Source organism: Kluyvera sp. (assembly GCF_965301105.1).
Genome location: NZ_CBDKZX010000007.1, coordinates 65392 through 78973, shown reverse-complemented (window position 1 = coordinate 78973; position 13582 = coordinate 65392). Strand labels below are relative to the sequence as shown.

Annotated in this window: 12 protein-coding genes; 8 read left to right on the top strand and 4 right to left on the bottom strand. The window is 56.6% G+C overall.

Annotated features, from left to right (window positions below; translation table 11 throughout):
• Positions 1-6 precede the first annotated feature (6 nt).
• The 3 genes from eptB to ACW14G_RS04885 all read right to left on the bottom strand — a co-directional run bounded on the left by eptB (position 7) and on the right by ACW14G_RS04885 (position 3985).
• Positions 7-1698 carry a kdo(2)-lipid A phosphoethanolamine 7''-transferase gene (gene eptB, locus ACW14G_RS04895; protein ID WP_249022626.1) on the bottom strand — a complete coding sequence of 564 codons (1692 nt, stop codon included), beginning with the start codon at positions 1696-1698 and terminating at the stop codon, positions 7-9.
• A 214-nt stretch (positions 1699-1912) separates the two neighbouring features.
• Positions 1913-3115 carry an L-lactate MFS transporter gene (locus tag ACW14G_RS04890; RefSeq protein WP_167574853.1) on the bottom strand — a complete coding sequence of 401 codons (1203 nt, stop codon included), beginning with the start codon at positions 3113-3115 and terminating at the stop codon, positions 1913-1915.
• Between the two features lie 162 nt (positions 3116-3277).
• The gene (locus ACW14G_RS04885; protein ID WP_455648496.1) at positions 3278-3985 is read right to left on the bottom strand and encodes an autotransporter outer membrane beta-barrel domain-containing protein; all 708 of its coding nucleotides are present in this window, start codon (positions 3983-3985) and stop codon (positions 3278-3280) included.
• Positions 3986-4130: 145 nt separating this feature from the next.
• On the opposite strand from ACW14G_RS04885, the gene tag reads away from it, so the two are divergent.
• A complete protein-coding gene (gene tag, locus ACW14G_RS04880) occupies positions 4131-4712 on the top strand; it encodes a DNA-3-methyladenine glycosylase I (RefSeq protein ID WP_163446875.1) in 582 nt (193 codons plus the stop codon).
• Entirely contained in the window at positions 4690-5139 is a 450-nt protein-coding gene (locus ACW14G_RS04875) for an N-acetyltransferase (RefSeq protein ID WP_249022624.1), read from the top strand. Before tag ends, ACW14G_RS04875 begins: the two co-directional genes overlap by 23 nt.
• Here the strand turns inward: ACW14G_RS04875 and ACW14G_RS04870 are convergent.
• The gene (locus ACW14G_RS04870; RefSeq protein ID WP_249022623.1) at positions 5102-7435 is read right to left on the bottom strand and encodes a molybdopterin guanine dinucleotide-containing S/N-oxide reductase; all 2334 of its coding nucleotides are present in this window, start codon (positions 7433-7435) and stop codon (positions 5102-5104) included. The two genes, ACW14G_RS04875 and ACW14G_RS04870, sit on opposite strands and share 38 nt — an antisense overlap.
• Before the next feature lie 157 nt (positions 7436-7592).
• Here ACW14G_RS04870 and ACW14G_RS04865 point away from each other — a divergent pair, with 157 nt between their 5' ends.
• The 6 genes from ACW14G_RS04865 to ghrB all read left to right on the top strand — a co-directional run bounded on the left by ACW14G_RS04865 (position 7593) and on the right by ghrB (position 13502).
• Positions 7593-8255, top strand: coding sequence for an OmpA family lipoprotein (locus ACW14G_RS04865; protein WP_064541153.1), 663 nt, complete (start codon positions 7593-7595; stop codon positions 8253-8255).
• Positions 8256-8349: 94 nt separating this feature from the next.
• Positions 8350-9366 carry a LacI family DNA-binding transcriptional regulator gene (locus tag ACW14G_RS04860; protein WP_223803718.1) on the top strand — a complete coding sequence of 339 codons (1017 nt, stop codon included), beginning with the start codon at positions 8350-8352 and terminating at the stop codon, positions 9364-9366.
• 100 nt (positions 9367-9466) lie between these two features.
• Positions 9467-10216 (top strand): sugar phosphate isomerase/epimerase family protein, encoded by a 750-nt coding sequence (locus ACW14G_RS04855; protein WP_249022622.1) that lies wholly within the window; start codon positions 9467-9469, stop codon positions 10214-10216.
• Between the two features lie 3 nt (positions 10217-10219).
• Positions 10220-11158 (top strand): sugar kinase, encoded by a 939-nt coding sequence (locus tag ACW14G_RS04850; protein ID WP_249022621.1) that lies wholly within the window; start codon positions 10220-10222, stop codon positions 11156-11158.
• 70 nt (positions 11159-11228) lie between these two features.
• Positions 11229-12509, top strand: a complete 1281-nt coding sequence (locus tag ACW14G_RS04845) for an MFS transporter (RefSeq protein ID WP_163446880.1) — start codon at positions 11229-11231, stop codon at positions 12507-12509.
• Between the two features lie 21 nt (positions 12510-12530).
• Entirely contained in the window at positions 12531-13502 is a 972-nt protein-coding gene (gene ghrB, locus ACW14G_RS04840; protein ID WP_249022620.1) for a glyoxylate/hydroxypyruvate reductase GhrB, read from the top strand.
• Positions 13503-13582: the final 80 nt, after the last annotated feature.

Genomic DNA, 13582 nt, shown 5'->3' with positions numbered 1-13582 from the left:
AAGCCATCACTGCGCCGATTTTTTCGCCTCGGGGATGTGGCACCAGTTGTTGTACTCGTTGATTCCACCGTCCGGTGAAGTGTAACCCAAACAGCCCATAATGGTGTCATAAAGCTCCACGTGGCGTTTCGGCTGCTTCATCGCCGCCTGCTGTTGCAGGTATGCGAATGACCTGGCGTGGTCCGGATGTTCCAGATACTTATCCGACATCCAGACCATCATCGGCACGCGGAACTGCTCCGGCGGCGCCATCTTGCGCGGCGTACCGTGCAGACGTTCGTGATCGTTGATCGACTCGCCGTGGTCCGCGGCATAGAAGACGATGGCCTTCTTATCGCGTAACTGATCAAAGATGTTCACCAGGAAATGGTCGACGTAGGTGATCGAGTTATCGTACGAGTTAATCAGCTCCGCTTTGCTGCATTTATCATCCACGTTCACGCACTCCGGGGTCCACTTTGCAAAGCTGCGCGGGTAGCGCTGGGTATAGTTAAAGTGCGAACCTTTAGTGTGGATGATAATCAGATGCTTACCGTCGACGCCGTTACGCGCCAACACGTTTTTCATTTCATCCGCCAGCAGCATATCGTCCACGCTCTTGCCGCGGTTACGCGGCTCGGCGCCAATCTGCTCGCGGTAGGCAATGTTGTTGGCCATGGTGTTGCTGTAGAACCACAGTTCGCTCTGCATCGCCAGCAGGTCACCGGTAAAGCCGAGCTGATGCAGCACCGCAAACACGTTTTGTTCTTTCAGCGTGCGCTGCGGGTTATCACTCGCCCCACCCTGACGGACAAACATGCAGCGCAACGAAAGCTTGGTCGCGGTATCGCAGGAATAGCCGCGGAAGGCCACCAGATTTTTCTCCTTCTCCAGCTCCGGCGTGGTGTTACGCGCGTAGCCGAACAGGCCCATGTGATCCCAGCGGGTCGTTTCGCCGATGATAAACACCAGATAGGTATCATCAATATCTTTAGGCGCAACGTAGGTAAACTTCTTTGCCGGATCGATAAGATCGCTGGTATCCAGCGATTCATCAACCTGGGTCCAACCGTACAGACTTAGCGCAGAGACCCAGTTGCTCGGCAGGTAAGAGTTGGCCAGTACGCCGCCATAGCTTGGCAGATCGACCTGTGAAAGGCGCTCGCTGTCTTTCAGGTGGGCTTCCATCAAGCGAATAGGCCCCCACACCAACAGCGCACAGAGCAGCACAATGCCAATACCCCGTAGGCGCTGCCCTGACGTCAGCAGTTGATTAAGTAGCGTATCCCGCGCCTGGTTAAACCAGATAAAGACCAGCGGGATGATGCTAGTGAGGACCAGCCAGGAAATAAAGTGCCAGCCCACCACCTCTTTGGAGAGATCGACATCGGTCGTCATCACCGATGCAATAATCCCGTAGCCAATGACCACATTCAGGTTGGTCATGTAGTAGCTTGCGCCGGCGGAAATCAGCACGACAGCCGTTGCCAGCACTTTCCACAACCTACGCCCCCCCAACGACAGCAGACGGAACAGGAAGAACGTCACCAGCAGCGAACTCACCAGCTCAATGCCGATAAACATCCCTTTCTCGACACTGAAGTCCGATAAATACCCCCCGAACCGACGAACCAACACGGAATAATTCATAAACCAGCCGATGTATACCGCCAGCAAAAGACTGAGCTTTTGCTGGGACATCGCTTTGATGTATCTCATTCGAAAAACCCTGGAAAAAGGGAAAATAAAAAACAAGTCACAAATCAAATAATTAGTAGACTAGTTAATTTATGCGATTTGCCCAAAGGGCCGCATTTGCAAGCGCGGTAAGTAGACAACAAGAAAGGGGAAAAGTATTCGCTGCGGATGTGATCAGGCCAAATATTTACAAAAATATTTGGCCTGAATCATCTTATTGAAAGGAGTAATAATGTTAAGCGTGCGCTTCGTGCAGAATTTCCGTTTTCGGCTGGCGAATGGTGGTCGACAGCGCCAGCGAGATAATCAGCAGGGCAAAGATAACGCAGAAGGTTACGTAGAAGCCGCCAAACAGAGAGGCGATCAACGAACCGCAGATGCTGCCGATACCAAATCCTAAGTAAATCACGCCGTAGTTTTTCGCCAGATTGTTCAGGCCGAAGAATTCACTTACCAGCGATGGGAACACGGTGATGGTACCGCCGAAGTTAAAGGCTACACAGGCAATCGCCGCGAAGAAGGTCATTTCGTTCAGCGGTGCAAACAGCAGCGCGGCCATACCCACCAGCGAGATAATCTGACCAATGGTAATCACACGGATACGAGCGATTTTGTCAGACAGGATACCCAGCACCAGACGACCGCTCAGGTTGGCAATGGAGATAACGGTAACGGCGTTGGCTGCGGTGGCCAGATCCAGATGCACCATCCCCTGTGCGATGTCTTTAGCAACACCAATCACATACAGGCCGCTCATGCAGGCGGTCAGGAACATCACCGCCAGCATCCAGTACTGCGGTTTACGCATTGATTCCGCCAGCGTGAAGTCATTTTCCATCACGCCGTTATGTTTCTGGACTTCCTGATTCGGCGCGTCTTTCATCAGCATCGCGCCGAAGACGATCATCACCAGCACGATCGCGCCCCAAATCATAAAGGTTTTTTCCAGCCCGACGGTCGCCAGCAGCTGGCTGTCGATAAATTTGAAGCCGAGGCTACCTAAGCCGTAAGAACCGATGGCAAAGGCGGAAATCAGCCCCTTACGTTCCGGGAACCATTTCACACAGTTGGAGAGCGTCAGCAGATAGCCCGCGCCGTCTGCCAGGCCGACGATGATACCGGCGCTCAGCCACAGCATCATCAGGCTGTTCGCATGTGCCGTCAGCAGGAAGCCAAGCCCCAACAGCACGCCGGAAGCGATGGTGACGCGTTTCACGCCAAAGCGTTCCTGCAGTTTACCGGCCACGGAAGAGGAGAGCGCCAGACCCAGGCTGAGTAAACCAAAGGAGAACGCTACCTGGCTGACCGACGCGTCCAGTTTGCTGGACAGCGCGCTGTTGAACAGGCTCCAGGTATAGACAGAACCTAAGGCGAACTGGGTAATAATGGTGCCGAACAATGTCAGCCAGCGAGTGTGATTTTTAGTTGCAGCGTTCATGATGAAGATGCCTTCTTGAATTAACTGCTGCCAACGATAACGAAGTTAACATTTTCGCTGGTTCAAAAAGGCATGAAATGCATTCAGGACGGAATGAAATGCATCAGCGGCGGAATGAATGACATTGAAAAAAATGATTCCGCCGCTGAATATATTGCGTGATTAAAAGCGCGCGCTGACGCCCATGGTATACAGATAGTTTGCACCCGCCGCCATATTATCCACCTGCGAGAGCGCGGCATAGGCTGCCAGATGTGAATTCAGTAACATATCTGCCCCCACGGTCACACCCACCCAGTTGCCGTCCTGCGTCGTGGTCGGCATTCGGTTGAGGCCAGACTGCGCCTTCCACTGATTCTCGCCAAACTGCTGGTTATAGCTCACCTGCGCCCACGGGCGAATGCCCAGCCACGGGTGCGAATCCAGGCGCCAACCGAGGGTGCTTACGCTTGCGTGCCAGAGCGGGTCGGTCTGCGCACCGGCGCTGGCGGTATCGCCAAATTCATTCCACATAAAGCCCGGAGAGCCATCATAATGCCACGTCGCGACTGGCCCAGTGGTTATGCCCTCCGTCAGCGGGAAATTCCAGCCAACGCTCATCGTTTTGGTTGCATCAAGCGGCGTCGAGTCCGGCACATTCATATTCAGCCCCGAGCCAGTTTGCATGGCATCAATACGTTCCGCCAGAATGTCGTTGTACCGCGGTTGGTGATCGCTATCCCATGTATAGCGCTCGGCAGTATTACTTTGTGAGTCAGTCACGATATATTCCTGTTGCCAGGCATTCGCGTGTGGCGATACTAACATCCACACAAAAACCGACGCTGGCGCAGCACATCGCCAAAGGCCATTGCATTTCTTATTATTCATTAAGTGACTCCAGAAAGAGCCAATTTTGGCAGTTATTGTTATGTTTTCAGGGATAAAGTCCCCCTGTATTAACTATTGTCTCTTTATGACAGGCGTCAAGCGAAGTGCAGGGTTTTATTATTTCGACAAAAGCAGGGAGAAGAAAATGCAGCGCTGTGGTTGGGTAAGCCAGGATCCGCTTTACATCGAGTATCACGATACCGAATGGGGCGTACCCCAAAGAGATAACCAGAAACTGTTCGAGATGATCTGCCTGGAAGGCCAGCAGGCCGGACTTTCCTGGATAACCGTGCTGAAAAAGCGTGAAAACTATCGTCGTGCCTTCCACCATTTCGACCCGGCAAAGGTCGCCGCCATGACTGAAGAAGACGTCGAGCGGCTGGTGCTGGACGCCGGCATCATTCGCCACCGGGGTAAAATTCAGGCGATTATCGGCAACGCCCGCGCCTTCCTGGCGATGGAGGCCAGCGGTGAATCATTCAATGACTTCGTCTGGTCGTTTGTCGATAACACCCCGGTCGTCACTCAGGCCGCAACGCTGGGCGAAATCGCGACGTCGACGCCCGCCTCCGACGCGCTGTCAAAAGCGCTGAAAAAACGTGGTTTTAAATTCGTGGGCACCACCATCTGTTATTCCTTCATGCAAGCCTGCGGGCTGGTCAACGACCATGTGACCACCTGCTTCTGCCATCCTGGAGTTCAGCATGATCAGAAAATGGAACACTAAGCAGCTCGACCCTTTACTTGAGCTGTGGTTAGAAAGCACTACCTTTGCGCACCCGTTTATTAACGCCCAGTACTGGCAAGAGAGCTTAAGCATTGTGCGCGATGCCTACCTTCCCGCCGCGGAAACCTGGGTGTGGGAAGATGAGCAACAGCGTTTACAGGGATTCATCAGCGTTATTGAATCGCGCTTTGTCGGCGCACTGTTTGTTGCCCCGGAAGCCATCCGTCAGGGCATCGGCCATGCGCTGCTCAACGTCGTTAAACAGCACTTTGCCGATCTCAGCCTGGAGGTCTATCAAAAAAACAGCCGGGCGGTAAATTTCTACCACGCGCAGGGTTTTCGTATTGAAGACAGCGCGTGGCAGGAGGAGACCCGGCATCCCACGTGGATTATGCGTTGGCAGGCGGATCAAACGCCGTTAGCGTAAGCGCCGGCCCATCATATTTCTCGACCCATGCCAGCGCCGTGTTGCCGGCGCAGCCATTCCCCAGCCGCGAGCTGGGGATATCTTTGGTCAGAACGTTGACCGCACCGTTTTTGCAAATTCCGCCTTCCTCATGCGCGAAATCAGGCCACGCCCCTTCATGCAGGCACATCACGCCGGGCTTAATACCGTCACTGACAACCGCGCCAGCCAGCACCTGTCCCCGGTGGTTCCAGACGCGGACCAGATCGCCATCGGCAATCTGCCGTATCTTCGCATCCTGCGGATGGAGGGTAATCGGCTCACGCCCCGCCACCGCATAACGTTCACGCAGAGATGTATGGTTAAGCTGGCTATGAAGACGGTGCGCCGGATGCGCCGACAGCAACTGCAGCTGCCCGGGATGCGCGTTGCCATGCCATTCGTCCGGCTCCAGCCACATCGGATGCGGCGGACAATCGGCATACTGGAAGCTGGCAATACGCTCGGAGTAAATTTCGATTTTACCGCTCGGCGTTTTCAACGGATTGGCCTGCGGATCGGCGCGGAAGGCAGCAAAGCGAACAAAATCCGCGTTCTGCTCGCTTTCCGGCATTTCAATCAGCGCGTTATCCTGCCAGAAACGTGCAAATGGCGGCAGCGTCACCTGCTGGCTCGCGCCGCGCTGAGCGGCGATTCGGTAGAAGGTCTCCAGCCACTCCAGCTCGCTTTTCCCTTCGGTAAAGCGCGCCCGACCGCCCGACTCCCAGAGCTCAGACAGGTCGGCAAACACCGTAAAGTCGTCACGGGCTTCATCGCAGGGCGGCACAACCTGCTTCATCGGCACCAGGTGCTGGTTGCTGTAGTCGCCGGTCATGGTCAGGTCGTTGCGCTCAAAGGAGGTGGTGGCGGGCAGGACGATATCCGCGTGCCGTGCCGCCGCCGTCCAGTTGCATTCAGAAATCACCACCAGTTCAGGCTTCTGCCAGGCGCGAATCAGCCGGTTGGTATCCTGATGATGGGTAAAGTTGGCGCCGCCCGCCCACCAGACAAAGCGAATATCCGGGAAGTGGCGGTCCATACCGTTGTGCTGATACGGCGCGCCGGGGTTTTCCAGCGCTTCGACAATGCGTGCGACCGGGATTTTATCGACCGCATCAACGCCGCCCGGCACCGTGCCCTGCATTGAGCCCAGCACCGCCGCGCGCCGCGTCGGGTTGCCGCCGTTGGCGAAATGATACGACAGCCCAAAGCCGCCGCCCGGCGTACCAATCTGCCCCAGCATTGCCGCCAGCGTAACCAGCATCCAGTGCTTTTGCTCGCCGTACTGCTGGCGCTGCATTCCCCAGCCGGACATCAGCATGGTGGTGTTTTTATGGAAAACTTCTGCCAGTTCGCGAATTTTATCGGCATGAACACCACAAATGGCGGCTGCCCACTCGGCGGTTTTGGCTTCGCCATCGCCTTCACCCAACAGATATTGAGCAAATACCGGGAAACCTGCGGTATAACGCGTTAAAAAGTCGCTATCGTGCCAGTTATTGATCAGTAGCGTGTGGGCAATGCCGAGCATCAACGCCACGTCGGTGCCCATGTGCGGAGCGATCCACTCCATCGACTCGCCAAAGAAGTCGACGGTTTCCGAACGCATCGGATCGATACAGATCAGTCGCTTACCGCTCTGGCGCAGTTGTTCAAAATAAGGCAACCCCTGCTCGTCGGAAGCATTCCAGGCGATTTTCAGCGTATTCAGCGGGTTAGCACTCCATAACACCACCACGTCAGTATGTTCCAGCACCATGGGCCAGCTGGTTTGCTGCTGATACACCTCATTACCGCCCACCACATGCGGCATGATTGCCTGCGCGGCCCCGGTCGAGTAATCCCCCAGATGGCCGGTGTAGCCGCCCGCCAGGCTCATATAGCGCTGTAGCAGCGTCGCCGCCTTGTGCAATACGCCGTTAGAACGCCAACCGTACGAGCCGGCAAAAATCGACGCCGGGCCATAGGTTTCACGAATACGGCGATGCTGGCTATCGATCAGCGCGAGCGCGTCATCCCAGCTTACCCGCACAAACTCGTCCTGCCCGCGTAGTCCTTGAGGGCTATCCGGCGAGGCCAGGAAGCCTTTTCGCACCATGGGGTAACGCACACGGGTTTTACTGTGCACCTGATCGCGCACCACGCTTTGCAACGAATTGGTAAACGACGTTTGTAGCGCCCCGCGTGAGGAGAACACCTGCTCGCCATCGGTCTCGACAAGCATAGGGCCCCAGTGGGCTGCGGTTAAAACGGTATAGGGAGAAGATGACGTAGACAAATGGGCGCTCCTGCAGGTGGTGTCGGTTATGTTTTGCGCCATTCAATGTTACTTACAAATTTCAGAGAGTTCCCAAGAATTTTCAGCTATTTCGCCAGTCATAATGACGCGCCACCGTCGCTGTGGCGAAAAATAAGAATGTCATTAAGGAATTAAGATGAAAAAACGTGTATTTGCGATTGCTGCCATCGTGAGCGGCGCGCTGGCAATATCTGGCTGCACCACAAACCCTTACACCGGCGAGCGCGAAGTGGGTAAATCCGGTATCGGCGCGGGCATTGGCTCGCTGGTGGGCGCGGGCGTTGGCGCACTCTCGTCTTCCAAGAAAGATCGCGGTAAAGGCGCGCTGATCGGCGCAGCTGCGGGTGCAGCGCTCGGCGGCGGCGTGGGTTATTACATGGACGTGCAGGAAGCGAAACTACGCCAAAAAATGCAGGGGACCGGCGTCAGCGTCACTCGTAACGGTGACAATATCGTGCTGAATATGCCGAATAACGTCACCTTCGACAGCTCCTCCGCCACTCTGAAACCAGCCGGCGCCAACACCTTAACCGGCGTCGCTATGGTACTGAAAGAGTATGAGAAAACTGCGGTGAATGTTGTCGGCTATACCGACAGCACCGGTAGCCAGCAGCTCAACATGAAGCTGTCTCAGCAGCGCGCCGACTCGGTGGCCAGCTCGCTGATCACCCAGGGCGTCGCCGCTGCACGCGTGCGTACCACCGGTATGGGGCCAGCGAATCCTATCGCCAGCAACAGCACCGAAGAAGGCAAAGCGCAGAACCGTCGCGTAGAAATTACCTTAAGCCCGATGCAGTAATCTCATTGCCGGGTGGCCTCTCCACCCGGCAAAATACTTGATTAGACAGATTTTCGCGCTAAGGTGTTGTCACTTTCAGGCGAGAGACCTTCCCATGGCAAAATCAGCGCGCCCCACCATCAGCGATGTGGCAAAAGCGGCGAAAACCGGCAAAACCAGCATTTCCCGTTACCTTAACGGCGAGAAGCATCTGCTCTCCGACGCGCTGCTGGCCCGCATTGAAGCCGCTATTGCCGAGCTCGACTATCGCCCAAGCCTGATGGCCCGCAGCCTGAAGCGCGGGCGCACCCGTCTGATAGGCCTGATCATTGCCGATATCACCAACCCTTACTCCGTCAATGTGCTCAGCGGCATTGAAGCCGCCTGCCGCGAAAAAGGCTTCACCCCGCTGGTGTGTAACACCAATAACGAGGTGGACCAGGAGCTGCACTATCTTGATCTGCTGCGCAGCTATCAGGTCGAAGGGATTGTCGTCAACGCCGTCGGCATGCGTGAAGAGGGGCTGCAACGTTTGCAGCAGTCCGCGCTACCGATGGTGCTAATCGACCGTAAAATTCCGGACTTCGCCTGCGACGTGGTCGGACTGGATAACACTCAGGCCGCTACCACCGCCACTGAACACCTGATTGAGCAAGGATTTGAGGCGCTGCTGTTCCTCAGCGAACCGCTAGGCACCGTTAACACCCGGCGCGAACGCCTGAGCGCCTTCCGCGCCACGCTGGCCCGCTATCCCGGCGTCGTCGCCGAAAATGCCGAAGTGCCGCTGGCAGAGAACACTCAGCTTGATAACACGCTGCGTCAGTTCCACCAGCAGCACCGCGGAATGCGTAAAGCGGTGATCTCCGCCAACGGCGCGCTGACCCTTCAGGTTGCACGTTCACTCAAGCGCATCGGCCTGAACTGGGGCAGCGACATCGGCCTGCTGGGGTTTGACGAACTGGAATGGGCCGAACTGGCAGGCGTGGGCATTACCACCCTCAAGCAGCCGACCTGGCAGATTGGCTACGCCGCCGTAGAGCAGGTGGTGCGGCGCATTGAAGGGGCGGCGGATGCCATTCATGAGCAGGTCTTTTCCGGCGAGCTGATCGTGCGCGGTTCCACGGCCCGTTAATCTTCCTTCGTGATGGCGATCATAAATTCAACACAGTGAGATTTCCTTTGGAACCGATTCCATCTAGCGTATTAGACATAGCGTTAGATTCGGAGTCCCTATGCAAAGAAAAATTATGGTGGTCACTGCCGCTTATGGCCACGACGCGGTACGCAGCGCAGGCGGGCAAGCGGCCATGCTGCCCATCATCGCCGCTGCCGGAGCTGACGGCGTAGAAATCCGCCGCGAGATGTTTACCTCCGCAGAGCTTCAGACGCTGCCCGCGCTGGCATCGGCGATTCAATCATCCGGCCTGCAGGCCTGTTACTCCGCGCCCGAAGCGCTGTTTATGGCCGATGGTTCCCTTAATCCTCTGCTCCCCGCTTTGCTTCAGGAAGCCACCACGCTGCGTGCGCTGTGGCTGAAAGTGTCGCTGGGCCACTTTCGCCATACCGAGTCGTTCAACACGCTACGCGACTGGCTGGCAAGCAGCGGCATGAAACTGGTGGTCGAGAACGATCAAACGTCCTGTGGACGCCTGCCGCCAATGCAACGTTTCAACGCCGCCTGCCATATGCAGAAACTTCCCGTACAGCTCACGTTCGATATGGGCAACTGGCTGTGGGTCGGCGATACGCCAGAAGCGGCGGCGGAGCAGCTGGCGCCGTCCGTTGGTTATATCCACGTCAAAGCCGCCGTGCCGCATCACGACAGCTACCGCGCGGTTCCGCCCGATGAGGCCGACGCCCGCTGGCTGGCGCTGCTAAACCAGCTGCCGATCGATGTGCCGCGTGGCATTGAGTTTCCGCTGGAAGGGGCCGACCTGGCTGCGGTTACCCGCCGCTATGTCGAACTATTACGTAAGGAGTAAGCGATGAAACATTCCCTGGATGTCATCACCATCGGCGAAGCGATGGCGATGTTTGTGGCGACGCAAACCGGCGACGTGGCCGACGTGGAGCATTTTATCAAGCGCGTGGCGGGAGCGGAGCTGAACGTGGCCACCGGTCTGGCGCGCCTGGGGCTGAAGGTGGGTTGGGTCAGTCGCGTGGGCAACGATAGCTTTGGACGCTTTGTCCTTAACTCGCTGAAAAAAGAAGGTATTGATGCTTGCGGCGTCACCATCGACCCGCAGCATGCAACCGGCTTTCAGTTAAAATCTAAAGCCGAAAATGGAACCGATCCCATTGTGGAATACTTCCGCAAAGGCTCCGCTGCCAGCCATCTCTCCGTTGCCGATTATCACGATGATTACTTCGCCAGCGCCCGCCACCTGCACTTAAGCGGCGTGGCGGCGGCGCTCTCTGCCAGCTCTTATGCGCTGCTGGACCACACGGCCCGCACGATGAAAGCGCAGGGCAAAACCCTCTCCTTCGACCCGAACCTGCGTCCGGTGCTGTGGAAAAGCGAAGCGGAAATGGTGGAGAAACTCAACCAGCTTGCGTTCCAGGCTGACTGGGTTTTACCCGGTTTGAAAGAAGGCATGATTTTAACCGGACAGCAGACGCCGGAAGGCATCGCCGATTTCTATCTCAATCAGGGGGTGAAAGCGGTGGTGCTGAAAACGGGCGCTGACGGCGCCTGGTACAAAACAGCCTCCGGTGAACAGGGCAACGTTGCCCCGGTAAAAGTGGATAACGTGGTCGACACCGTCGGTGCCGGGGACGGTTTTGCCGTCGGCGTCATCAGCGCGCTGCTGGAAGGCCGCTCGCTGCATCAGGCCGTCACCCGAGGCAATAAAATTGGCGCGCTGGCCATTCAGGTTCAGGGCGACAGTGAAGGTTTACCCACGCGTGAAGCGTTAGGCGAATAACGTCACGTTACGATAGTGCCACCCTGTACCCTACATACAGCGGCGGCGAAGCGACAATAGAGGCAGGCCTATGAACAGCTCAACAAACGCAGCAAAACGTTGGTGGTACATCATGCCGATCGTGTTTATCACGTACAGCCTGGCGTACCTTGACCGCGCGAACTTTAGTTTCGCCTCCGCCGCCGGGATCACCGAAGATCTGGGCATTACCAAAGGGATCTCCTCCCTGCTGGGCGCCCTGTTCTTCCTCGGCTATTTCTTCTTCCAGATTCCCGGCGCCATCTACGCCGAACGCCGCAGCGTACGTAAGCTGATCTTTACCTGCCTGGTGCTGTGGGGCGTCTGTGCCTCGCTGACCGGGATGGTCACCAATATTCCGGCGCTGGCGGCAATTCGCTTTATTCTCGGCGTCGTCGAGGCCGCCGTCATGCCTGCCATGCTGATTTACATCAGCAACTGGTTTACGAAGTCGGAACGCTCACGTGCCAACACGTTTCTCATCCTCGGCAACCCGGTCACGGTATTGTGGATGTCGGTGGTATCGGGCTATCTGATTCAGGCGCTCGGCTGGCGCGAGATGTTTATTATCGAAGGCTTCCCGGCGGTCATCTGGGCCTTCTGTTGGTGGGTGCTGGTAAAAGATAAGCCATCACAGGTCGGCTGGTTGAACGAATCGGAAAAAGCCGCGCTTCAGGCGCAGCTGGAACGCGAACAGCAGGGAATTAAGGCCGTTCGCAACTACGGCGAAGCTTTCCGTTCACGGAATGTGATTCTGCTGTGCATGCAGTATTTTGCCTGGAGCATCGGGGTCTACGGTTTCGTACTGTGGCTGCCATCCATCATCCGCAGCGGCGGCGCGAACTTAGGGATGGTCGAAGTGGGCTGGCTCTCTTCCGTGCCGTATCTGGCCGCTACGGTGGCGATGATCGTGGTGTCCTGGGCCTCTGATAAATTGCAGAACCGCCGCCTGTTCGTCTGGCCGCTGCTGCTGCTTGCCGGTTTTGCCTTTATCGGCTCCTGGGCCGTCGGCGCCGATCACTTCTGGCTTTCTTATATTCTGCTGGTGATTGCCGGTGCCGCAATGTACGCCCCGTACGGCCCGTTCTTCGCCATCATTCCTGAGATGCTACCGCGCAACGTCGCAGGCGGGGCAATGGCGCTGATTAACAGCATGGGCGCACTGGGTTCATTCTTCGGCTCGTGGTTCGTCGGCTATCTCAACGGCGCTACCGGCAGCCCGTCGGCATCTTACATTTTTATGGGGATAGCGCTTTTTGCCTCAGTATGGCTAACTTTGATTGTTAAGCCTGCTCATAATCAATCGCTACCCGTTGGCGCACGCCACGCTTAAATTTAACTCACGGAGATTCGCATGAAGCCGTCCATTATTCTCTACAAAGCGTTACCTGACGATTTGCTACGTCGCCTGGAAGAACATTTTTCCGTTACCCAGGTACCTAACCTACGCCCGGAGACGGTGGCGCAACACGCTCAGGCATTCGCCAACGCGGAAGGTCTGCTGGGCTCAAGCGAAACCGTCAATACCGCCCTGCTGGAGAAGATGCCGAAGCTTCGCGCGACGTCCACCATCTCCGTGGGCTACGATAATTTTGACGTCGAGGCGCTCAACGCCCGTCGCGTACTGCTGATGCACACGCCGACGGTACTGACCGAAACGGTCGCCGACACGGTGATGGCGCTGGTACTCAGCTCCGCCCGTCGAGTGGTCGAAGTGGCCGAACGGGTGAAGGGCGGTGAGTGGACGAAGAGCATCGGGCCGGACTGGTTTGGTATCGATGTACACCATAAAACACTCGGGATTGTCGGCATGGGCCGCATCGGGATGGCGCTGGCACAGCGTGCCCATTTCGGCTTCAATATGCCGATTCTCTACAACGCACGCCGTCGCCATGAGCAGGCAGAGGAACGTTTCAACGCTCGCTACTGCGACCTCAACACACTGCTGGATGAAGCCGATTTTGTCTGCCTGATCCTGCCGCTGACCGATGAAACGTACCATCTGTTCGGCGCCGAGCAGTTTGCCCGCATGAAGTCCTCCGCCATCTTTATCAACGCGGGCCGTGGCCCGGTGGTTGATGAGAAGGCGCTGATCTCCGCGCTGCGTAACGGCGATATCCACGCCGCCGGTCTGGACGTGTTCGAGCAGGAACCGCTGCCAGCCAGCTCCCCGCTGCTGAAGATGCCCAATGTCGTCGCCCTGCCGCATATTGGCTCCGCAACGCACGAAACCCGCTACAACATGGCGGCCTGCGCGGTCGATAACCTGATTGATGCGCTGCAAGGGAAGGTAGAGAAGAACTGCGTGAACCCGCAGGTGCGATAAGTTCCGAAATGATGCCATCGCGCAACGATGGCATCATGATTTAAAACTCAGGTCGCAGATTTATTCTTTTCACACGCTAC

Coding starts and splice junctions, on each gene's coding strand:
- eptB (WP_249022626.1), bottom strand. CDS start 1,698: ATGAGATACATCAAAGCGATGTCCCAGCAAAAGCTCAGTCTTTTGCTG.
- ACW14G_RS04890 (WP_167574853.1), bottom strand. CDS start 3,115: ATGAACGCTGCAACTAAAAATCACACTCGCTGGCTGACATTGTTCGGC.
- ACW14G_RS04885 (WP_455648496.1), bottom strand. CDS start 3,985: ATGAATAATAAGAAATGCAATGGCCTTTGGCGATGTGCTGCGCCAGCG.
- tag (WP_163446875.1), top strand. CDS start 4,131: ATGCAGCGCTGTGGTTGGGTAAGCCAGGATCCGCTTTACATCGAGTAT.
- ACW14G_RS04875 (WP_249022624.1), top strand. CDS start 4,690: ATGATCAGAAAATGGAACACTAAGCAGCTCGACCCTTTACTTGAGCTG.
- ACW14G_RS04865 (WP_064541153.1), top strand. CDS start 7,593: ATGAAAAAACGTGTATTTGCGATTGCTGCCATCGTGAGCGGCGCGCTG.
- ACW14G_RS04860 (WP_223803718.1), top strand. CDS start 8,350: ATGGCAAAATCAGCGCGCCCCACCATCAGCGATGTGGCAAAAGCGGCG.
- ACW14G_RS04855 (WP_249022622.1), top strand. CDS start 9,467: ATGCAAAGAAAAATTATGGTGGTCACTGCCGCTTATGGCCACGACGCG.
- ACW14G_RS04850 (WP_249022621.1), top strand. CDS start 10,220: ATGAAACATTCCCTGGATGTCATCACCATCGGCGAAGCGATGGCGATG.
- ACW14G_RS04845 (WP_163446880.1), top strand. CDS start 11,229: ATGAACAGCTCAACAAACGCAGCAAAACGTTGGTGGTACATCATGCCG.
- ghrB (WP_249022620.1), top strand. CDS start 12,531: ATGAAGCCGTCCATTATTCTCTACAAAGCGTTACCTGACGATTTGCTA.